Annotated in this window: 23 protein-coding genes; 17 read left to right on the top strand and 6 right to left on the bottom strand. The window is 37.2% G+C overall.

Annotation, left to right across the window (positions count from 1 at the left end; translation table 11 throughout):
• Nucleotides 1-28 precede the first annotated feature (28 nt).
• From ccpN to RGU12_RS15760, 10 genes are all read left to right on the top strand, one after another.
• Nucleotides 29-670 carry a transcriptional regulator CcpN gene (ccpN, locus tag RGU12_RS15805; RefSeq protein WP_116351510.1) on the top strand — a complete coding sequence of 214 codons (642 nt, stop codon included), beginning with the start codon at nt 29-31 and terminating at the stop codon, nt 668-670.
• A gap of 26 nt (nt 671-696) precedes the next feature.
• The gene (locus RGU12_RS15800) at nt 697-1,509 is read left to right on the top strand and encodes a pyruvate, water dikinase regulatory protein (protein WP_309536924.1); all 813 of its coding nucleotides are present in this window, start codon (nt 697-699) and stop codon (nt 1,507-1,509) included.
• 339 nt (nt 1,510-1,848) lie between these two features.
• Complete coding sequence (locus RGU12_RS15795; protein ID WP_309538268.1) at nt 1,849-2,319, top strand: YaiI/YqxD family protein; 471 nt, start codon at nt 1,849-1,851, stop codon at nt 2,317-2,319.
• Between the two features lie 40 nt (nt 2,320-2,359).
• Nucleotides 2,360-4,168: a DNA primase gene (dnaG, locus tag RGU12_RS15790; protein WP_309536923.1), complete on the top strand. Its 1,809-nt coding sequence runs from the start codon at nt 2,360-2,362 to the stop codon at nt 4,166-4,168.
• Nucleotides 4,169-4,219: 51 nt separating this feature from the next.
• A complete protein-coding gene (rpoD, locus tag RGU12_RS15785) occupies nt 4,220-5,356 on the top strand; it encodes an RNA polymerase sigma factor RpoD (RefSeq protein WP_309536922.1) in 1,137 nt (378 codons plus the stop codon).
• Nucleotides 5,357-5,502: 146 nt separating this feature from the next.
• Nucleotides 5,503-6,036, top strand: coding sequence for a hypothetical protein (locus tag RGU12_RS15780; RefSeq protein WP_309536921.1), 534 nt, complete (start codon nt 5,503-5,505; stop codon nt 6,034-6,036).
• 67 nt (nt 6,037-6,103) lie between these two features.
• Nucleotides 6,104-7,243 carry an acyl-CoA dehydrogenase family protein gene (locus RGU12_RS15775; RefSeq protein ID WP_309536920.1) on the top strand — a complete coding sequence of 380 codons (1,140 nt, stop codon included), beginning with the start codon at nt 6,104-6,106 and terminating at the stop codon, nt 7,241-7,243.
• 233 nt (nt 7,244-7,476) lie between these two features.
• The gene (gene cccA, locus RGU12_RS15770) at nt 7,477-7,830 is read left to right on the top strand and encodes a cytochrome c550 (RefSeq protein ID WP_116351503.1); all 354 of its coding nucleotides are present in this window, start codon (nt 7,477-7,479) and stop codon (nt 7,828-7,830) included.
• A gap of 359 nt (nt 7,831-8,189) precedes the next feature.
• Nucleotides 8,190-8,894, top strand: coding sequence for a tRNA (adenine(22)-N(1))-methyltransferase (locus tag RGU12_RS15765; RefSeq protein WP_309536919.1), 705 nt, complete (start codon nt 8,190-8,192; stop codon nt 8,892-8,894).
• A complete protein-coding gene (locus tag RGU12_RS15760) occupies nt 8,891-10,018 on the top strand; it encodes a Nif3-like dinuclear metal center hexameric protein (RefSeq protein ID WP_309536918.1) in 1,128 nt (375 codons plus the stop codon). The genes RGU12_RS15765 and RGU12_RS15760 overlap by 4 nt, the downstream gene beginning before the upstream one ends.
• Before the next feature lie 67 nt (nt 10,019-10,085).
• Here RGU12_RS15760 and RGU12_RS15755 read toward each other — a convergent pair.
• The 3 genes from RGU12_RS15755 to vrrA form a co-directional block, all read right to left on the bottom strand.
• Nucleotides 10,086-11,647, bottom strand: a protein-coding gene (locus RGU12_RS15755; RefSeq protein WP_309536917.1) for an IS3 family transposase whose coding sequence is annotated in 2 segments (ribosomal slippage) — nt 10,086-11,005 and nt 11,005-11,647 — 1,563 coding nt in all. Because the reading frame shifts where the segments join, the coding sequence is not laid out codon by codon here.
• A 90-nt stretch (nt 11,648-11,737) separates the two neighbouring features.
• Nucleotides 11,738-12,685 (bottom strand): 4-hydroxy-3-methylbut-2-enyl diphosphate reductase, encoded by a 948-nt coding sequence (locus RGU12_RS15750; RefSeq protein ID WP_116351500.1) that lies wholly within the window; start codon nt 12,683-12,685, stop codon nt 11,738-11,740.
• Nucleotides 12,686-12,814: 129 nt separating this feature from the next.
• Complete coding sequence (vrrA, locus tag RGU12_RS15745) at nt 12,815-13,420, bottom strand: VrrA/YqfQ family protein (protein WP_309536916.1); 606 nt, start codon at nt 13,418-13,420, stop codon at nt 12,815-12,817.
• A gap of 229 nt (nt 13,421-13,649) precedes the next feature.
• On the opposite strand from vrrA, the gene RGU12_RS15740 reads away from it, so the two are divergent.
• Both RGU12_RS15740 and RGU12_RS15735 read left to right on the top strand, forming a co-directional pair.
• A complete protein-coding gene (locus RGU12_RS15740) occupies nt 13,650-14,957 on the top strand; it encodes a DEAD/DEAH box helicase (RefSeq protein ID WP_309536915.1) in 1,308 nt (435 codons plus the stop codon).
• Between the two features lie 58 nt (nt 14,958-15,015).
• Complete coding sequence (locus tag RGU12_RS15735; RefSeq protein ID WP_309536914.1) at nt 15,016-15,909, top strand: deoxyribonuclease IV; 894 nt, start codon at nt 15,016-15,018, stop codon at nt 15,907-15,909.
• A gap of 37 nt (nt 15,910-15,946) precedes the next feature.
• Here the strand turns inward: RGU12_RS15735 and RGU12_RS15730 are convergent, their stop codons facing one another.
• Nucleotides 15,947-16,204, bottom strand: coding sequence for a DUF2624 domain-containing protein (locus RGU12_RS15730; RefSeq protein ID WP_116351496.1), 258 nt, complete (start codon nt 16,202-16,204; stop codon nt 15,947-15,949).
• A 104-nt stretch (nt 16,205-16,308) separates the two neighbouring features.
• Between RGU12_RS15730 and RGU12_RS15725 the strand changes: the two genes are divergently transcribed.
• From RGU12_RS15725 to RGU12_RS15705, 5 genes are all read left to right on the top strand, one after another.
• On the top strand, nt 16,309-17,178 hold the full coding sequence (locus RGU12_RS15725) for a YitT family protein (RefSeq protein ID WP_309536913.1): 870 nt from the start codon (nt 16,309-16,311) through the stop codon (nt 17,176-17,178).
• A gap of 184 nt (nt 17,179-17,362) precedes the next feature.
• Nucleotides 17,363-18,124: a metal ABC transporter ATP-binding protein gene (locus RGU12_RS15720; protein ID WP_309538267.1), complete on the top strand. Its 762-nt coding sequence runs from the start codon at nt 17,363-17,365 to the stop codon at nt 18,122-18,124.
• A 13-nt stretch (nt 18,125-18,137) separates the two neighbouring features.
• Complete coding sequence (locus RGU12_RS15715) at nt 18,138-18,980, top strand: metal ABC transporter permease (protein WP_116351494.1); 843 nt, start codon at nt 18,138-18,140, stop codon at nt 18,978-18,980.
• Nucleotides 18,977-19,390 (top strand): zinc uptake transcriptional repressor Zur, encoded by a 414-nt coding sequence (zur, locus tag RGU12_RS15710; RefSeq protein ID WP_309536912.1) that lies wholly within the window; start codon nt 18,977-18,979, stop codon nt 19,388-19,390. Before RGU12_RS15715 ends, zur begins: the two co-directional genes overlap by 4 nt.
• Nucleotides 19,391-19,502: 112 nt before the next feature.
• The gene (locus RGU12_RS15705) at nt 19,503-19,895 is read left to right on the top strand and encodes a DUF308 domain-containing protein (RefSeq protein ID WP_116351492.1); all 393 of its coding nucleotides are present in this window, start codon (nt 19,503-19,505) and stop codon (nt 19,893-19,895) included.
• Between the two features lie 54 nt (nt 19,896-19,949).
• On the opposite strand, the gene ispG is transcribed toward RGU12_RS15705, so the two are convergent.
• Nucleotides 19,950-21,056, bottom strand: a complete 1,107-nt coding sequence (ispG, locus tag RGU12_RS15700; RefSeq protein ID WP_309538266.1) for a flavodoxin-dependent (E)-4-hydroxy-3-methylbut-2-enyl-diphosphate synthase — start codon at nt 21,054-21,056, stop codon at nt 19,950-19,952.
• A gap of 265 nt (nt 21,057-21,321) precedes the next feature.
• Nucleotides 21,322-21,648, bottom strand: a complete 327-nt coding sequence (yqfZ, locus tag RGU12_RS15695; protein WP_309536911.1) for a protein YqfZ — start codon at nt 21,646-21,648, stop codon at nt 21,322-21,324.
• Between the last annotated feature and the right edge of the window lie 40 nt (nt 21,649-21,688).

The following is a 21,688-nucleotide window of genomic DNA, read 5'->3' as shown; positions in this document are numbered from 1 at the left end:
TTACATAAAGCAATAGATTTTACGATTGGTGGTGAGTACAATAGAACTGAGCAAGAGGCAAGAACAAATTGTACAAATTGTAAAAGACAATGGACCGATAACAGGAGAAGCAATTGCGGACCGGTTAAGTTTGACGAGGGCAACACTTCGTCCGGATCTCGCTATTTTAACAATGGCTGGTTATCTTGAAGCAAGACCTCGTGTCGGTTATTTTTATACAGGAAAAACAGGACAGCAGCTGCTAGCCGATAAGATCAAAAAAATAAAAGTGATGGATTATCAATCCATACCTGTTGTTGTAAATGAGAGTTTATCTGTATATGATGCAATTGTAACGATGTTTTTAGAAGATGTCGGAACATTATTCGTGGTAGATAAATCCTCCCTACTTGTAGGTGTCTTATCGAGAAAGGATTTATTGCGGGCAAGTCTTGGTAACCAGGACTTGAAATCAATTCCTGTCACAATTATTATGACACGTATGCCGAATATTACAATGTGTGAAAAAGATGATCTTTTACTTGATGTGGCTCATAAATTAATTGAAAAGCAAATTGATGCATTACCTGTTGTTAAGCACTCTGAACGTGGTATTGAGGTTATTGGAAGAATCACAAAGACAAATATGACGAAAGCCTTAGTGGCCCTCGCTGGGGATGAAATCCTCTAATTTTTGGTAAGGAGATGGGGTAACGAATGAGAAATCGTGTAGTATATGTAGTATCCGATTCGGTTGGGGAAACAGCAGAACTAGTTGTTAAAGCAGCAGTTAGTCAATTTAATGGCTCACATACAGATATTAAACGAATTCCTTATGTAGAAGATACAGCTACATTGTCAGAGGTAGTAGCCCTAGCAAAACTTAATAATGCAATCATTGCTTTTACACTAGTAGTCCCTGAACTTAGAGACTTCCTTGTGAAGGAAGCCGAGAGAGAAGGCGTCATCGTAAATGATATTATTGGACCGCTAATTGACAAAATGTCCGGCCTTTATGAAAGTAATCCAAGATATGAAGCGGGGCTTGTAAGAAAGCTAGACGAAGATTATTTCAAAAAGATCGAGGCAATCGAATTTGCGGTAAAATACGATGATGGTCGAGACCCAAGGGGAATCCTACGTGCAGATATCGTCTTAATCGGTGTATCAAGAACTTCTAAGACACCTTTATCTCAATATCTTGCACATAAGCGTTATAAGGTAGCAAACGTTCCGATTGTTCCCGAGGTTGATCCACCGGAAGAACTGTTTAAAGTGTCACAGAATAAATGCTTTGGATTAAAAATCAGTCCTGAAAAACTAAATCATATTAGGCGCGAACGATTAAAATCATTAGGTTTAGATGACCAAGCAATTTATGCAAATATTAATCGCATTAAAGAAGAACTCGATCACTTTGAATCAATCATTACTAAAATCGGTTGTGATGTTATCGATGTCTCAAATAAAGCAGTTGAAGAAACCGCAAATATTATTTTAAATAAAATCAATAAACGAAGAACCAATTAAAAATTTTTAATTGAAGCAAAAACATATCTTAAAAAGATATGTTTTTTTATGGCGCTTGAAAGAATTTTATATTATAATAAAAAATTGTGATAAAAATACATATTTTTAGGTTTAGAGTTCGATTGGATAGAATAAACTATGTATTGAAGGTTGTCAAGGGTAAGATAAGGAAATAGGTGAATTAATTTTCGACATTATTTTCTCATTTCAAATTTTTCTTTCCGAAAATGCTTTAAAATATCCGTTCTTTTTACTCACCTAAAGATTAGACAATCACAGAATTGAAACATCCTATTAAATCTTTTTTTGGAAAAGAAGGATTCTCTGGAGTGATGTAGAATAGAGAAATATGACGAAAAAAAGAATAAAATATTTGTTGATGCGGATGCATGCCCAGTAAAAGAAGAAATAGTTAGTATAGCGGGTACATATAATATCAATGTTGTATTTGTAGCTTCATATGCGCATGTTATGTCAAATCCCATAGGTGGAAAATGGGTGTATGTAGATGCGGACAAAGAGGCTGCAGATCTCTATATTATGAATCATGCAATAAAAAAAGATATCGTCATTACCCAGGATACTGGCTTAGCAAGTATTTTAGTTAATAGAGGTGTAACTGTACTATCGCCCCGTGGCAAAGAATTTAAGGAAGAGGATATGGAACAAATTCTCCATTTTCGTTTTTTATCTGCAAAGGAAAGGCGGAGTGGCTCCTACTCGAAAGGACCTAAACCCTTTACAGATGAAGACAAACAACATTTTACTAAAATATTTAAAAAAAGTTTGTCGAATATTGCAGGATTTTAACTCTCAATATAGAATATTTTAGTACTTGGGGATGTTAAACATGGGGTATCGAATTCCCGAAGAAACAATCGAAAAAATTCGGTTATCTGTTGACATTGTTGATGTTATTAGTGAATATGTTCAATTGAAGAAGCAAGGTAGAAATTATTTTGGCTTATGTCCATTTCACGGCGAAAATACCCCTTCATTTTCTGTATCACCTGATAAACAAATCTTTCATTGTTTTGGGTGTGGAGCAGGTGGAAATGTATTTTCTTTTTTAATGGACTTAGAAGGGTATTCCTTCTCAGAGGCTGCAGTTAACTTAGCTAAAAAAGTGAACATAGACTTATCAGATTACGAACACCATACAGCTGTTTCTGATAAAAATAACGATGTATCAAAGATGCAAGAAGCACACGAATTATTAAAGAAATTCTATCATCACCTTTTACTTAATACAAAAGAAGGTCAACCAGCGCTCGACTATTTAACAAATAGGGGCTTTACAAGAGAAATCATCGATAAGTTTGAAATTGGATATGCACTTGATTCCTGGAACTTTGCTACGAAATTTCTCCAAAAAAGAGGTTTTAAGCCTGAGTTGATGGAACGGGCCGGATTACTTGTAAAAAAGGAGGATACCGGGACATTCTTTGATAGATTTCGAAACAGAATCATGTTCCCGATTTGGGACCATCAAGGTAAAACAATTGCTTTTTCTGGTAGGGTGCTTGATAAGGGGCAGGAACCAAAATATTTAAATAGTCCTGAAACGATTATTTTTAATAAGAGTAAAACCCTTTACAATTTCCATCAAGCAAGACTTGATATTCGAAAACAACAGCAAGTAGTCCTTTTTGAGGGATTTGCAGACGTGATTGCGGCTGATCGAGCAGATGTTCCAAACTCAATTGGTACAATGGGTACATCCTTAACGGATGAGCATGTAAAGATAATTAGAAGGAATGTGGAATCTGTTGTCATCTGTTATGACTCTGACAATGCTGGGCTAGATGCCGCTTTACGAGCTTCATCCTTGCTTCTCGAGGCGGGCTGTTATGTAAGAGTTGCGACGATGCCAAATGGTATGGACCCTGATGACTACATTAACAAATATGGCGCGGAGAAGTTTAAAAATGATGTAATAGGGGCAAGTCTTACAATAATGGCATTTAAAATGCAGTACTTAAGAAGAGGAAAAAATCTTCAGGATGAAGGAGAACGCATCCGTTATATAGAAGATGTACTTAAGGAAATTTCCTCTTTAGATAAGGCTGTTGAAAGAGATCATTATTTGCGCCAGCTTTCTAATGAATTTTCAATTTCGCTTGAAGCACTTAAGCAACAACAGCTACAGTATTATAAATCTGAACGGAAAAAGAGGGATAATTTCTCTTCGAATAGAAATAATACGAAAGCGAAACCTACCGTATCAAAACATTTATTTAAAGCCTATCATAATGCAGAACGTTTTTTGCTTGCGTATATGCTGCGGGATCGGGATATCGCTGATAAAGTACAAGATCAGCTTCAGGCCGAATTTAATATTGAAGAGCATCGAGCAATTTTAACGTATTTATATGCATATTATGAAGAAGGTCATGAACCAGATATCAGCACATTTTTAACGAGAATACATGATGATAATCTTAAACGGATTGTAACTGATATTGCAATGATGTCAGTTGAAGAAGAAGTATCTGATTCTGTGTTATCTGATTATATGAAACAGGTGTTGAATCACAAAAAAATGTCAATGATAAAAGAAAAAGAAACTGCACAACTTGAGGCTGAACGTAGTAAGGATTATTTGAAGGCTGCTACGATTGCAAATGAGATTATTCAATTGAAAAAAGCACTACATTAAAATAGGTTTTCTAACCTCTATGTCATACTAGTTTTGGAAGGAGGGGAACAAATGGCTGAAAAGTCTAAAGAAGTTGATACAGAATTAACACTAGAGCAAGTAAAAGAAAGATTAACAGCACTTGGTAAAAAACGCGGAGTATTATCCTATGAGGAAATCGCTGAGCGTATGTCTGGTTTTGAAGTTGAATCAGATCACCTTGATGAATACTATGAGTTCCTTGGAGAGCAGGGGATTGAACTAATAGGTGAAGGTGAAGGACATGATGCCGATGCTGCTGATGATGATGATCCTAATATTCAGGAATTATCTAAGGAAGAAGAGTTTGATCTAAACGACCTAAGTGTTCCTCCAGGAGTTAAGATTAATGACCCAGTACGTATGTACTTAAAAGAAATTGGTCGTGTAGACCTACTCTCAGCAGATGATGAAATTCAACTCGCTGAAAGAATTGAACAAGGCGATGAAGAGGCAAAGCGCAGACTTGCTGAAGCCAATTTACGACTTGTTGTAAGTATTGCAAAGCGTTACGTTGGTCGTGGGATGCTGTTCCTAGATTTAATCCAGGAAGGGAATATGGGACTTATAAAAGCAGTCGAAAAGTTTGATTATCGCAAAGGCTTCAAGTTCAGTACGTATGCTACTTGGTGGATTCGTCAAGCGATTACACGTGCGATTGCAGACCAAGCGAGAACCATCCGTATCCCTGTTCACATGGTCGAAACAATCAATAAATTAATCCGTGTACAACGTCAATTACTCCAAGATCTTGGCCGTGAACCAACTCCTGAGGAGATTGCCGAGGATATGGATTTAACACCTGAAAAGGTTAGAGAAATTTTAAAGATTGCTCAAGAGCCTGTATCATTAGAAACACCAATTGGTGAAGAAGATGACTCACATCTAGGTGATTTTATCGAAGATCAAGATGCAACATCTCCATCAGAGCATGCTGCATATGAGCTTTTAAAAGAACAGCTAGAAGATGTCCTAGATACCTTAACAGACAGAGAAGAGAATGTATTACGTCTACGTTTCGGTTTAGACGATGGACGTACCCGTACTCTTGAAGAAGTTGGTAAGGTATTTGGTGTTACTCGTGAACGTATTCGCCAAATTGAAGCAAAAGCGCTGCGTAAACTTCGTCACCCAAGCCGTAGCAAGAGGCTGAAAGATTTCTTAGAATAAACATTTTCATTTACATTTCGTAGTTTACTTCATACAATTGAAGTAAACTATTTTTTTTGCTCACACGATGTGGGTCACAAAGACGCTGCCATAAGAAGTGGCGTTATTAGTATTTGAACTTAACTTTAAAAAAGGTGAACGCTTTCATGAACGAAGATCGGAAAAAAATTGTCATTAACGAAATCCTATATTGGCGTGAAAATAAATTACTGCCAGAGGCATATTGTAATTTCCTTCTCTCACTATATACAGAAGGAGAAGGGGTTGAACCAACGAAAACAACATCTCAATCTAAGAAAAAAACAATCATGTGGATACTTGGAATTGGTTTACTTTTACCAGTTGTGTTTCTTGTCACTTATTTTACTGAACTATCGCCCATATTGCAAATGCTAATAAACTTTATTTTTATAATTATCTGTACCTTAGGCTTGGTTTTAAATCGAAATAATCCTTTTTTCGTACATTTTGGATCCATCATCCTTGCGCTTATTATTCTTCTACTCACAGTAAACGGAAGTGATCTATTATTTAAAGGACATGGATATTATTTGTTCGGAATCATATTATTGAATTGTGTTTGTTGGATCGTAGTTGGCGTATTCTCAAAGAAAAAATATTTTTTAATTGCCGGCATTCTAGGAAGCATTACTTCGGGTATTCTTTTATTTAATTTTTAAATTGTTTAAAAATTCATAATCACCCCTTATAATAGAGATTGAAAACGTATACAACGGGAGGGGTACTATGAATTTCGATTTAACGACAGAGCAAAAAATGATTCAAAAAACGATTAGAGAATTTTCTGAAGCAGAAGTTGCTCCGGACGCTGAACAACGAGATAAAGACAAACGTTTCCCAATTGAAGTTTTTCACAAGCTTAGTAAATTAGGGATGATGGGTCTACCGTTTCCTGAAGAATATGGTGGTGCGGACTCAGATACCATTAGCTTTGCAATTGTAGTCGAAGAACTTAGCCGAGCCTGTGGGTCTACCGGAATTACATACTCAGCTCATATTTCACTTGGTGGTGCACCCCTTCATTTATTTGGAACGAAAGAACAAAAACAAAAATACTTAACACCCATCTGTACAGGTGAGTCTCTTGGTGCTTTCGGACTTACTGAACCAAATGCTGGATCAGATGCTGGCGGAACGCAAACAGAGGCAGTAACTAAGAATAATGAGTTTATTATCAATGGAAATAAATGCTTTATTACCAATGCAAGCTTTGCCAAGCATCTCGCTCTAACCGCGATAACAGGTCGAAATGGTGGAGAAAAGGAGATCAGCGCGATCATTGTTCCAACTGATGCAAAAGGATTTAAGGTGATCGACAATTATGAGAAAATGGGACTTCATGCTTCGAACACGACAGAAATAATTCTTGAGGACGTTCGCGTACCTGAGGAAAATTTACTTGGCAAACGTGGAGAAGGTTTCAGACAGTTTTTAATCACGCTAGATGGTGGCAGAATTGGGATTGGGGCAATGGCAGTTGGAATTGCACAAGCAGCCTATGAGAAGGCGTTGTCGTATGCTAAAGAGCGAAAGCAATTTGGGAGATCGATTTCGAGCTTTCAAGCGATACAATTTAAATTAGCAGACATGGCGATGAAAATTGAGTTGGCTCGAAATATGGTGTTCAAAGCCGCATGGTTGAAAGACCAAAACCGTCATTTTTCGAAAGAAGCTTCAATGGCTAAACTATATGCGTCTGAAATTTGCATGGAGGTTACAAACCAGGCTGTTCAGATTCACGGTGGATACGGATATATGAGAGAGTATCATGTTGAAAGATTTATGCGGGATGCAAAACTTTTAGAAATTGGAGAAGGAACTTCTGAGATTCAACGAATGGTGATTGCCAGAGCAATTGGATGTTAAAAATACTTTGTAATTGGACACTCCTCTCTCTATAAAGAGAGGGGTTTCTATTTGTGTTTGTGACGAATTTGTGACATATTTGTGTAAAATAATTTTACAATAATATGTTACTAGGGTTCTTTGTACAATTAGGACTTTCACTTCTATCGTTTTTCAAGTAAAATAGAGAGTGTTTGTATAGAATATATATAATAACTTCTTAAATGATGTACATAAGTAAGGGAGGTCAGAAAATGAAAAAGAATCCATTAATACCATTTGCTTTAATCGCAGTATTCGGTATTGGACTTATGTTCCTATTAGGTTTTGTTGGACTTGGTAACATGGACGAAATGGCAAACAAAGGTGAAGAGGCACCAGAAACAGCTGCAGCTTCCCCAGAAGAGGTTGTCAAAAGTACATGTGCAGCATGCCATGGACAGGATTTAGCAGGCCAAGGTACAGCTCCTGCATTGAAAGGTACTTCTTTATCAGCTGAAGAGATTCAAGATGTTATCACTAATGGTAGAGGTGCAATGCCAGGCGGCTTAGTTAAGGACCCTGCGCAAGTACAAGAAATAGCAAATTGGTTAGTTGAACAAAAATAAATAATAGATTAAAACCCTTTGCATATTATGTAAGGGGTTTTTTTCTGCACTTACCACACCAGATGGAAGTTTCCTCGCACTTCTTGTATAATTAAAACTAATTTCAAAAAATATGGGTTTTAAAAGGATTGTGAAAAGGACCAGAATCTCAAGGGGCGCAGCTTTGAGTACCGGAGCGAGGCAACTGCTTGAGTAAACACTCTTGCAGCCTTGCGCTGAGGAATTGACTTCGTGAATAAGCTAGTAGACGATAGCGCATAACCTAGTTATTCACAATGTGCTTGGAGAAGTGTTCGAAGAAATTGGATGTGTCATTTTCGCCCGACTTTTTAAACAACCTTAAAAAATGTGGTGTTATTATGAATGAAGAGAAACTATCGAAGCGACTTGAAGTAGTTGCATCTTACATACCAAAAGGGGCTATTTTAGGAGATATCGGCTCTGACCATGCCTATTTACCGTGCTATGCCTTTTTAAATGGCATGATTACAAAAGGAATCGCTGGAGAAGTTGCAGAAGGTCCCCTGCAATCAGCAAAAAAACAAATCTCCAAAAATCATCTTAATGGTGCATTAGAAGCACGAAAAGGAGATGGTCTAGAAGTCATCCAACCAAATGAAGTAACATGTATCACCATTGCTGGAATGGGCGGTTCGCTGATTCGTTCTATCCTTGACAAAGGTAAAAGCAAACTACTAGGTGTGGAAAGACTAATCCTCCAACCAAATATCGGAGCGTCTACCATTAGAGAATGGTTGATCGAAAACAATTGGGAACTAATTGCTGAGGAAATTTTAGAAGAAGATAAAAAGATTTATGAGGTGTTAGTCGCCGAAAAAGGTATTCCACAAAAACCCTACCAAAACATAGAACAAGAATTATTGCTTGGACCATTTTTATTAAAAGAAAAAAATTCAATCTTCATAAAAAAGTGGACACATGAACTAAAACATTGGGAGAGAATCTTGAACCAACTCCAAGAAGCAGGGGAAACTCCTGAAAATCGTTTACGCAAAGAAGAGCTTGAGAAAAAAATCGAGATTGTAAAGGGGGCATTAACATGAGCAAAATACCTAATGGATTTGAAGTCATTCAAGTATTTGAACAATTTTCTCCAAAATATTTAGCGGTTGAAGGTGACAGGGATAAAATTGGTCTTCAAATTGGAACATTAAATAAGCCTGTAAAAAAAATGATGGTCGTTCTTGATTTATTAGAGGAAGTTGTAGATGAAGCCATTTCAAGTGAAGTCGATTTGATTATCGCTCATCATCCCCCAATTTTCCGTCCGTTAAGAGCTGTTCAAACAGATACACCAGCGGGGAGAATCATTGAAAAATGTATTTTACATAATATTGCGGTCTATGCAGCACATACCAATCTAGATGTGGCAGTAGGTGGGGTCAATGATTTATTAGCAAATGCATTAGAGCTTACAGATATTGAATTGCTCGCTCCTACCTATGAGGAAAGACTAAAAAAATTAGCTGTATATGTTCCTAAAGAAGCTGCAGATGAAGTTCGGACAGCATTGGGCACGGCAGGTGCAGGTTTTATCGGGGAGTACAGTCATTGTACTTTTAATACCCAGGGGACGGGTACCTTTTTGCCGCATGAAGGAACAAACCCACATATCGGGGTAGTTGGTCAATTAGAAAAAGTAGATGAAATCAAAATCGAAACAGTTTTCCCAAGTAGTCTTCAAAAAAAGGTTGTTACAGCTATGCTTAAGGCACATCCATATGAAGAGGTTGCCTATGATATATATCCACTTGAAAACGAAGGAAATGTACTTGGACTAGGTCGAGTTGGGTATCTTCAACATGAAATGACACTTCAGCAATTTGCAGAGCATGTGAAGGATAAATTAGAGGTAGATGGAATACGTGTTGTGGGTTCACTAGCAGATAAGGTAAAAAAGGTTGCTGTACTCGGTGGTGATGGCAATAAATATGTTTCACATGCTAAAAGAGCTGGGGCAGATGTGTATGTAACCGGCGATATGTATTACCATGTTGCTCATGATGCTATGATGATGGGGCTTAATATAGTAGACCCTGGTCATAATGTGGAAAAGGTAATGAAAAAAGGGGTAGCAACTGTCCTAACTGAGCGTTTTAAAGAAAAGAAATTCGAGGTTACAGTTATCGTATCAGAGTTAAATACTGATCCATTCAAATTTTTATAAGCAAAAAAGGTACTCCCTATCTGAACTGCCCCCTGTCAAGTAGACAGTGGAAATAATAAAAAATGACCTAAGCGGCTTTAGCTCTATATTCCATAGGGCTAAGGCCGTTTAGCCGTTTTTGATATCTATTGTGATTATAGAAATATATATACTCGTCTATCGCTTTAGATAGTTCTTCAAATGTAGCGTACTTATGCAAATAAAACTTCTCGCATTTGAGTGTTCCCCAAAAGGATTCCATTGGTCCATTATCTATACATCGTCCTACTCTAGACATACTTTGTGTCATTTCTGCCTTGTCTATTATCCGTTTGAAGCCATGAGATGTGTATTGAAAACCACGGTCACTATGAATAAGAGGATGGGCTCCATCCAACAACTTGGTAGCTTGGTCAAGAGTATTGAACACAAGTTTATTGTTATTTGAATGTCCTAATACATAACTTACAATCGATCCATCATATAGATCACGAATAGCGCTTAAATAGGCCTTCTTTGATGTTCCATATTTAAATTCCGTGACATCAGTTACCCATTTTTCATTTGGTTTTTCAGCCGCGAACTCCCGATTTAACACATTCTCCGCAATATGTTGTTGAGGGGTAGAGTGCTTATAACGTTTCTTCTTTTGACGGATGACAGACTGTATATCAGCAACTTTCATCAGTCTATAAAAACGTTTGTGGTTGAAGTTTTGCCCAAGTTTTCGATTAATGGTCATCATCATTCTACGATATCCATAGATGCCTTCTACTTCTTCATGAAGAGCTTTCATCTCTTTAATAATTTCTGCATTCTGAAGTTCCCGATCAGAAGGAGTACGCTTTAGCCACTTATAGTAAGCAGCCCGTGTAATACCAGCGACATCACAAAGTAACAAGATGCTTAGATTTTCTTTCTTATGAAGTTCCTGAATCGCGATATACTTGTCCTCAAATCGAACTTGGCTTACTTTCGCCTCCTTTCGATCTCCTCTAACTTTTTTAAAAATAAATTCTCTGCACGTAAACGTTCATTTTCTCTTTCTAACTTTTTCATCTGAAGCTTTATTTTCTCTTCTGAAGTTAATTCAGCTTCTTCTTTTTTCCTCCCACGCTTATCTTTCAGCGCTTCATCTCCGCCATCCTCATACTTTTTAACCCATTGATATACCTGCTGGTATGAGACATTATAGACATCGGCTGCCCTCTGATAATCTTTTCGATTTTTAATGCAGTAGTTCGCTATTTCAATTCTCTCTTCTACTGTTGTTTTTCTACCTTTGGTCATAGACTGGTTTCTCCCCTTCGAAGTTTCCTTTAATTCTCTATGACCATTATAAAGCTTAATCCATCCTTGCAGTACAGAGTGACTAGATATTTCGTACTTATGAGTTAACTCAATAAGAGAATAGTTTCCAGACAAGGCATCTCTTACGGCAGCTAACTTTAATCCCTTTGAATATCGCTTCCAACCATTGGATCTTTCAAGCCCGTCTAAACCAAATTGTTCGTACTTTTCTCTCCAAGTATAAAGAGTTCGCTTAGAGATTTGATGTCTCTGGAGAAACTCCCCTAAGTTTAATTCTCCCTTTTCATAAGCCTTTAAAATTTTATATTTTTCTTCCTTAGAAAACTTACTTTTAGCCATACAAAAATACTCCCCCAAAGGAAACAGATTTTTTTATTTCATCTGTCTACCTTTAGGGGAGCATATCAATCAGGGGTACCTTTGTTTCATTTATTTTTTAGGGACTTTAACTTTTGGCAACACCTTATAAAGAGGTACTTTACGAACGCGTTCCCAGGTTTCTTCGTTTTCTGGGTCATACTGTTCTAAGAAATTAATGACTTCTTTTGTAATCGGTGTTGGAGTGGAAGCACCTGCTGTTACAGCTACCTTCTCTACTCCTTGAAGCCATTCAAGTTGGATGTCGCTTACATCTGCTACACGATATGCTGTAGTGCCTGCAATTTCCTCAGAAACCTGTGCAAGGCGGTTCGAGTTATTACTCATTGGATCTCCAACTACGATCGTTAAATCAGCTTCTTTTGCTTGTTCCGAAACTGCTTCTTGACGAACTTGTGTGGCTAGACAAATTTCATTATGGACTTCAGTATGTGGGAATTTTTCCTTAACCTTTTCCATAACATGCTGAACATCCCATTGGCTCATGGTTGTTTGGTTGGTTACAACAAGCTTTTCACTATTTAGTTCAAGGTTTTCAACATCTTCAACCGTTTGAACAAGATGAACGAAGCCAGGTGCTTCACCAATTGCTCCTTCTGGCTCCGGATGGCCTTTTTTACCAATATAAATAATGTGGTAGCCTTCTGCTGATTTTTCCTTGATTAAATCATGTGTTCTAGTTACGTCAGGGCATGTCGCATCAAGAGTCACAAGACCTTTTTCCTTTGCTAAGCGTTTCACCTCGGGTGATACACCGTGCGCTGTGAAAATAACGGTACCTTCTTTAACCTGATTTAATATATCTAAACGATTAGGTCCATCTAGTGTAATAATACCTTCTTCCTCGAAGGCATCTGTTACGTGTTTATTGTGAACAATCATTCCTAATATATAAATGGGTCTAGGTAATGTTTTATCTAAAGCGGCATTTTTCGCAATTACCATCGCATCCACTACACCATAGCAATAACCGCGCGGTGCAACTTTGATTACTTCCATGCACTTCTCCTCCTCAGTCAATAAATCGGATAGTTTTATACCAATCAAAAGCGCCTTGGCGTATTTACGTTGGTACTCTCGTAATCTCGTATTTATTATATCTGAGTATGAAGGATAATACAAAGTCTTTTAAATGTAAAGCTTTGGTACTGATTCTCCAGAACCCTTTGCTTTCGGCTTTTCTTTTTCTTTGTCATTTTCAGTATTCTCATCGTCTGAGGTCACGTCTGAAAGCGAAATGGTTTCATTTTCTTCTTTCTCTTCTTTCGCTTCTTCCTCTTCACTTCCTGCATTTTTAAGGGCACTGTACATTTTAATCATGGCCGGAATATTTTTCATTAATGGACCATATTGCTGAACCATTGGAACGACCGATTCAGCCATTTTCAAAGTCTTTTGGACATTACCTAACATTGAACTAAGGTTTGAAGGGTTTGCTAAACTTTGAAGGGTGCCGGGATTCATTGCTTGTGTAGGATTAAAGAGGCCAGACATACCTCCTAGTCCACGTGTTGGATTTGACTGCCCCATACCAGGAATTAGCCTTCTTAAAAGTCCACCTAATCCGCCTCCTCCTTGTCCTTGCATACCACGCATGCCTTGCATACCTTGCATGCCCTGCATTCCACCGAATATTCCTGGTGGTCGGAAACCGGATTGCTGTGGAAACATGGATGGTGGCCTCATCGGTCTCATTTGACTCATTTGACCCATTTGATTTCTTGGAAAAAACATTTACTTATCCTCCTTTCACATTGCAGCGACTAAGAACAGCGTATAGTGATAATACCTTGTTTTTAGGATATGCGAAAAGGTAAATGAATGTTTAAGCAAATCCGCAATTAGGCTTGATTGGTGTTTTTTAATGGTTTCCTTTATAATAAATTGTTAGGTTATAATGATTACTTTATAATGAACTAAAACCTTACATAAAAATTCATATTTATATAAATGAGGGATCGTAATGACAGTACAAGATTTTGAACGTTTTCAATTTCAGCCGTTTATACTCGAGGCTTTAAAGGAGATAAAATTTACAAAGCCTACTGAAATTCAAGAGCGACTAATACCTAGCATTCAGCGAGGAGAAAGTGCTATTGGTCAATCGCAAACAGGAACAGGTAAAACTCATGCTTACCTGTTACCCATTATTAATAAGATTGATCCGGAAAGACAAGAGGTTCAAGCCGTTATAACAGCTCCAACAAGAGAACTTGCAACACAAATTCATCATGAGATTGGCAAGATAACTAAATATAGTGAAGAGAATCCTATTACAGCAAAATTATTTGTAGGTGGAACTGATAAAGCACGTGCGATTGAAAAACTAAAAACGCAGCCACAAATTGTTGTGGGAACTCCCGGAAGAATTCATGATTTAGTCAAGGAGCAGGCCCTTCAGGTATATACGGCTAATCAAATCGTTGTTGATGAAGCAGACTTAATGCTTGATATGGGCTTCATTGAAGATGTTGACCAGATTGCTGCTAGAATGCAGGAAGATCTGCAAATTTTGGTATTTTCAGCAACAATTCCAGAAAAATTAAAGCCCTTTTTAAAAAAATATATGGAAAATCCGCGGTACACTCATGTTGCACCCGAACAGGCAACTGCAGCGAAGGTGGAACATATTCTTGTTCCACTACGCCATCGAAATAAGCAGGGCCTATTAAAATCGATGTTGGAGGCGTATAACCCATACTTAGCAATTATCTTCACAAACACAAAAAAAATGGCTGATGAAGTGGCTGATGGGCTAATTGAAAAAGGAATGAAGGTAGGAAGAATCCACGGTGACCTTCCACCTCGTGAACGTAAAAAAGTCATGAAACAAATAAATTCACTCGAATTTCAATATGTGGTTGCAACAGACTTAGCAGCTAGAGGAATTGATATTGAAGGTGTCAGCCATGTTATCAATTATGAACTTCCAAGTGATCTTGATTTTTACATTCATAGAGTTGGTAGAACTGCAAGAGCTGGATACTCCGGAATTGCTGCAACCATTTATGATCCTTCTGACGAAGATGCAATTGTAAAACTCGAAAAAATGGGTATTACTTTTGTCAATATGGACCTCGAAAAGGATGAGTGGGTAAATATTGGTGAGCGGAATAAACGAAAGGCTCGTAAAAAACAAGTTGATGAAATTGATAAACTTGCGAAAAGCAAGGTGAAAAAGCCTAAAAAGGTGAAGCCGGGGTATAAGAAAAAAATGAACAAGGAAATGGAAGATTTCAAAAAGCGCCAAAAACGATTGAAGAGAAAATAAGCGATGGATATGATAAAATGGTTGTACGAATTGTTTAAGGGAGATTGGAGTGTAAAGTATGCTTAAATTAGGCTCGCATGTTTCAATGAGTGGTAAAAAGATGCTTCTAGCTGCAAGTGAGGAAGCCGTATCTTATGGTGCAAATACATTTATGATTTACACTGGTGCACCGCAAAATACAAGAAGAAAAAAAATAGAAGACTTAAATATAGAGGCTGGTCTTGCTCATATGAAGGAAAATGGAATTGATGAAATTGTTGTCCATGCTCCTTATATTATTAATATTGGCAACACCTCAAATCCAGCTACTTTTGAATTAGGTGTAAACTTCTTACGTTCCGAAATTGAGAGAACAGATGCACTTGGAGCGAAACAAATCGTGCTTCATCCTGGAGCACATGTTGGTGCTGGAGCTGAAGCGGGCATAAAGAAAATTATCGAGGGTCTAAATGAAGTCGTCACTAAAGACCAAAACGTGCAAATTGCATTAGAAACAATGGCTGGTAAAGGGTCTGAGTGTGGTAGAAACTTTGAAGAAATCGCTCAGATTATTGAAGGTGTTACACATAATGACAAGCTATCTGTTTGTTTCGATACATGTCATACCCATGATGCTGGTTATGATATTGTAAATGATTTTGATGGGGTACTAGAGCAATTTGATAAAATAATTGGTGTTGATCGCATTAAGGTCCTCCATATTAATGACAGTAAAAATGAAAAAGGTGCGGCAAAAGACCGTCACGAAAATATCGGATTTGGAAAAATCGGATTTGATGCACTTAATTATATTGTCCATCATCCAACCCTTGAAAATGTTCCTAAAATCTTAGAAACACCCTATGTAGGTGAGGATAAAAACAATAAGAAAGCTCCATATAAGTTGGAAATTGATATGATTCGTTCAAAATCATTTGATGAGGGCTTATTAGAGAAAATTATGAATCAATAATAAATAAAAAAAGCTGTCTTTTTGATGACAGCTTTTTTCAACTCGTAAATTTGATGAACAATTGGTTTAATTTTCTAGCAACCTCAGGACTTGTAATCTGAGCAATTTCTTTTAGTAATTGATTTTTTTCTTCGGGATTAAAAATATTTATATGTTTCTTTTTTCGAATCAATTTTAACACATTTGTTGCTTGAGATTTTGTCACATTTATTTCATATTGTTTTCCATACTTTACTAAGTCATCGGGTGTTAAGGTCTTCAATTTTTGGTTAATGATCTGCTGATAAATATTCATATTGCAAACTTCACCTTCCTCACGTTAGTCTATTTCAATATGAAAAGGAGTGTGCATAAAAATATTCAAGAAAAGCTCATACTTTTTTGAATTGGAGTGATGGGATGAACAGAGAACATAAAAAGGAAAGCGTTTCACATATAATATTCCGAGTGATTATGATTATTATTGGTGCAGCATTTGCTGCTGCTTCGATTGAACTATTCTTAATTCCAAATAAAATTATTGATGGTGGAATCATTGGTATTTCGTTAATTGTGGATTATTTAACACCAACCTATATTTCATTTGGTTTTCTGGTTGTCATTTTTAATCTACCATTTATGTATTCTGGGTATATTCAAATTGGTAAGACCTTTATGTGGTCTAGCATCCTAGGAATTGTAGCATTAGCTATTATTGAAACGTTGCTCCACTATGCTCAGCCTTTTGATATTGAACCAATACTTGCTGCCGTATTTGGGGGTCTTCTTCTTGGGACAGGCGTTGGTATCGTCATACGCAATGGTGGTTCAATGGATGGTACAGAAATTTTATCGATTATTTTAACGAAAAAATTACCATTCTCTGTTGGAGAATTTGTCATGTTTATCAATATCTTTATTTTCGCACTTGCTGGTTTCGTTTTTGGTCTTGAATCTGCTATGTATTCTGTTTTAGCCTATTACATTGCGTTTAAAACCATTGATGCAGTGGTAGAAGGGCTAGATGAAACGAAGGCAGCGATTATTATTTCAGATCAATTTAATGAGATATCAGATGCAATCCTACATCGCCTTGGTCGTGGAACAACGAAACTAAAAGGCAGGGGTGGATATACGGACGAAGAAAAGGAAGTTGTTTATGTTGTTGTGACAAGACTTGAAGTTACCAAACTGAAAGTGATCATCCAAGAAATTGACCCTACTGCTTTTATAACCATCATGGATACACATGAGGTAAGAGGTGGCCGCTTCAAATCTGCCGTCCACTAAAGGGAATAGATTAACTCTTTTTCAAAAGGTTCTGTTTGTAAACAGGTTTTTTTAAAAAAGGGTTAGTCTTTTTTAGTTATCAATATACTTTACTTTATAAAATTCATGCTGTATACTTCATAAAGTATAAATCGTAATGATTCTTAATAAGAACGAAATAAATAATAAATAAGGTGATAACTTGATACAGTCAAATTCGGTATTGACGATAAAAGACCTTTCCTTTCGATATGAGGAGCAAACCGTATTAGAAAACATCCATTTAGTTGTCCCCAAAGGCTCGTTTTTGGCGATTGTCGGACCTAATGGCTCCGGGAAAACAACGCTTCTTAAAAGTATCCTTGGGCTTGTAAAACTTCAAAAAGGGTCGATTGAATTATTTGGAACACCGATTTCCAAATTTAAAGACTGGCCGAAAATCGGATTTGTATCTCAAAAAGCAAATAGCTTTAACTCTGGCTTTCCTGCAACCGTATTTGAAGTTGTTTCCAGTGGACTAACGGCAAAGCTTGGATTGTTTCATTTTTTCAAGCAACAGCACAAGAAAAAGGTTCTGGAAGCTCTTCAATCGGTCGAAATGGAGAAATTTCTAGATCGAAACATTGGCGAACTTTCGGGAGGGCAACAACAACGTGTCTTTATCGCAAGGGCTCTTGTAAGTGAACCAGAACTTCTAATCCTTGATGAGCCGACAGTTGGGGTTGATGCTAAGACGGTTCAAGCTTTTTACCATATGCTCGAAGATATTAATAAAAATAAGGGAATTACATTGATTTTAGTTACCCATGATGTAGGGACTGTTTCAGAAAAGGTATCCCATGTAGCTTGTTTAAATAAGCATCTTCATTTCCATGGAAGTGCTAAGGAATTTGAACAAGTTCAAGACCAGGATTTATCCCACTATTATGGCCATCCCCTTCATGTAATTACCCATGAACAAACCTGAGGAAGGTGAAACAATGCTTTCAGACATTTTTCAATATGAATTTTTACAAAATGCATTCCTAAGTGGTTTGCTGATTGGGTTGATTGCACCATTGCTCGGTGTTTTTATTGTGGTCAGACGGCTCTCCCTTATTGCAGATGCCTTAAGCCATGTGACATTAGCAGGGATTGCGGCAAGTCTCTTACTTGAAAAGAAGCTAGGACTTAGTCAACCAATTAATCCTATTTACATGGGAATGACTTTTTCAGTTATTGGATCACTTTTTATTGAACGATTACGAACGGTATATAAGCATTATCAAGAGCTTGCAATTCCCATCATCCTATCTGGTGGGATTGGTTTAGGCGTTATTTTTATTTCACTGGCAGATGGTTTTAATACCGATTTATTTAATTATTTGTTTGGCAGTGTGAGTGCCATTAGCCGTTCTGATCTATGGACCATTCTTGGAATTTCGATGCTTGTTATTTTCATTGTCATTTTTCTATATAAGGAATTATTTCTTTTATCATTTGATGAAGAACATGCTGCAGTATCAGGGATTAATGCAAAAACGATCCACTTTATCTTTATTGTGACAGTTGCTTTAGTGATTGCTGCTTCGATGAGAATTGTCGGTATTTTATTAGTATCCTCATTAATGACTTTGCCGGTTGCTGCAGCGATCCGCGTTGCTAAGGGCTTTAAACAAACGATTATTCTGTCGGTCGTTTTCGGTGAATTAGCTGTTGTTTTTGGATTAGTGCTTTCTTATTATCTTGATTTGGCCCCCGGAGGAACCATCGTTGTCCTATCAATCATGATTCTTTTAGGTGCAATAGGTTGGAAAAAATGGTGGAAAGGAAGAACGGTATGAATGTAAATGATGCAATGGAATTAATGAAGGAAAAAGGATTTAAACATACTGGGAAAAGACAGGAAATGCTTGAGTTATTTTCTGTTTCTGATAAATATTTAACCGCTAAGGATGTTTTGGATAGCTTAAAGGAAAACTACCCAGGACTTAGTTTTGACACGATTTATAGAAACCTTTCTTTATTTGTTGATCTTGGCATCTTGGAATTGACCGAACTATCAGGTGAAAAACACTTCCGCTTTACCTGTGGTGGTAACCACCATCACCACCATTTTATCTGCTTAGAATGTGGAAAAACAAAGGAAATTGAATCTTGCCCGATGGATAAAATCATCGACAACTTATCAGGTTATGATGTGACGGGACATAAGTTTGAAATTTATGGTTCATGTCCAGAATGTCGTGCGTAATAGCTTCCTTATTTATGATTCCCTTTATAGTCAATGATTAACAATTATATTTCTCACTTCCTTAACTCATACTATAAATGCTCCTCACCCATAAGGAAAGCGAGGGATAAGCATGGCAGAACAAGACAAAAACGTAAGAAACAATCAAGACAATAATGATTTTGATTACTACGTTGATCCTAACATTGGTGCAAATGCTGACTCAAGCTATAATGAGGAAACGGCGGCAGAGGTTGCCGCTCCAATCAATTATGGAACCACGAGACGCGATGCTAATTATCAAGGAGATAATACGCAAGAAAAAGCAGGTGGAGCAGGTTTAGGTTGGCTAGCTCTTGCTTTATCCATTATTTCCTTGTTTGTAATGCCTGTATTATTAGGAGCAGCAGGTATTATAATCGGATTTATTGCACGCCGACGTGGAGCTACTGGTTTAGGAGCATGGGCAATCGGGATCGGTGCCGTATCGATAATTGTAGGCATCTTCATCCTCCCATTCTTTTAACAAATAATTGTAAGATACAAAATAAGCCCGACACGTTGTGTGTCGGGCTTATTATTATTTTTGTTCTGCAGCTTGTTTTGCGTAGTATTCTTCAGCAAGCTTGTCGATTTCTTTTTTCAATTCTTCGACCATGGTTTCCTCTGGTACTTTACGAACAGTTTTACCGTGACGGAAAAGTAATCCTTCTCCTCTTGCACCTGCAATCCCTATATCAGCTTCTTTAGCCTCTCCTGGGCCGTTAACGGCACATCCCAATACAGAAACCTTAATTGGTGCTTTAATGTTTGAAATGTACTCTTCGACCTCATTAGCAATTTTAATTAGATCGATTTCAATTCGTCCACATGTTGGGCATGAAACTAATGTTGCTGCATTAGATATTAAACCAAATGACTTTAATAATTCACGTGCAACCTTAACTTCCTCAACAGGGTCTGCACTTAGTGAAACACGTAGTGTATTTCCGATTCCCTTACTTAAAATTGCACCTAAACCAGCCGCACTTTTTACTGTTCCAGAAAACAGTGTTCCAGATTCAGTAATACCTAAGTGTAATGGGTAATCGAATGCCTTTGCAGCTTTTTCATAGGCTTCGATTGCAAGTGTAACTGTAGATGCCTTCATTGACACAATAATGTCATGGAAATCAAGGTCTTCTAAGATTTTAATATGGTGTAATGCACTTTCAACCATACCATCTGCAGTTGGGTATCCATATTTATCAAGGATACGCTTCTCTAATGATCCTGCGTTTACCCCAATACGAATTGGAATTCCTTTTTCCTTTGCTGCTTTAACAACAGCCTCAACCTTTTCTTTCCGTCCGATATTACCGGGGTTAATCCGAATTTTATCGGCTCCTCCCTCAATTGCTTTTAGAGCTAATTTATAATCGAAATGTATATCAACTACGAGAGGAATTGAAATTCTTTTTTTGATTTCTGGAATCGCATTTGCAGCGCGCTCATCAGGACATGCTACCCGAACAATTTGACATCCTGCTTCTTCAAGACGCTTGATTTCTGCAACAGTTGCATCTACATCATGTGTCTTTGTAGTGGTCATACTTTGAATAATGACTTCATTATTACCACCAATCGTTAAATTACCAACCTTTACAGGACGTGTTTTTGTACGATGGATGATTTCACTCACGAATATCGCTCCTTTAAAAATCAAATGCGCCTTGGCGTATTTGCGCCCAGATTTTTTCGAGCTTGCTCGAAAAGTTTCCTTTAAAAATCTGTGGTATCCGCCAGAGGCATAACTTCATACAATAAAGGGTTTTACTAACCTTACTGAATAAAGTTTGCTATAAAATTATCACCTATATAAGAGTAATCCTTTATTAGAAAAATATCTAGTCTAAAGAATCATTTACTTGCCTATTTTACAGTTGAATCAAGAAATTGACAAGAAAATACCCTTATTCATCTGTATATAAAGGAAATTTATAGGTTTTTCCAATTTTGAGAAGCTCTGCTTGGCTATCAGGGTTAAGCACTTCAAAATCTTTTATTACCGTTTCAATAGAAGAGATCTGCTTTCCTTCATTTATTTTTTCAACGATTGATAATAAGGTATCACCGGCATTTACTTTGATTTCCGTATATGGGTTATTCGGAGTTTGGGCTATGACCTCTGTTGCCTCTATTGTTTCATTTTTTGCAACTGGTAGAGTTCCAAAACTCACATCGTAATAAATAATATAAAGAATAAATGCAATTGCTAGGAATGCGAAGAATCGCTTCATATCCAAAACCTCCAATAGATCAACTTACTACAGAATATGC

This window comes from Ferdinandcohnia sp. QZ13, assembly GCF_031324165.1.
GTDB lineage: Bacteria > Bacillota > Bacilli > Bacillales > Bacillaceae_L > Ferdinandcohnia.
This window is presented reverse-complemented; position numbering and strand designations above follow the sequence as displayed.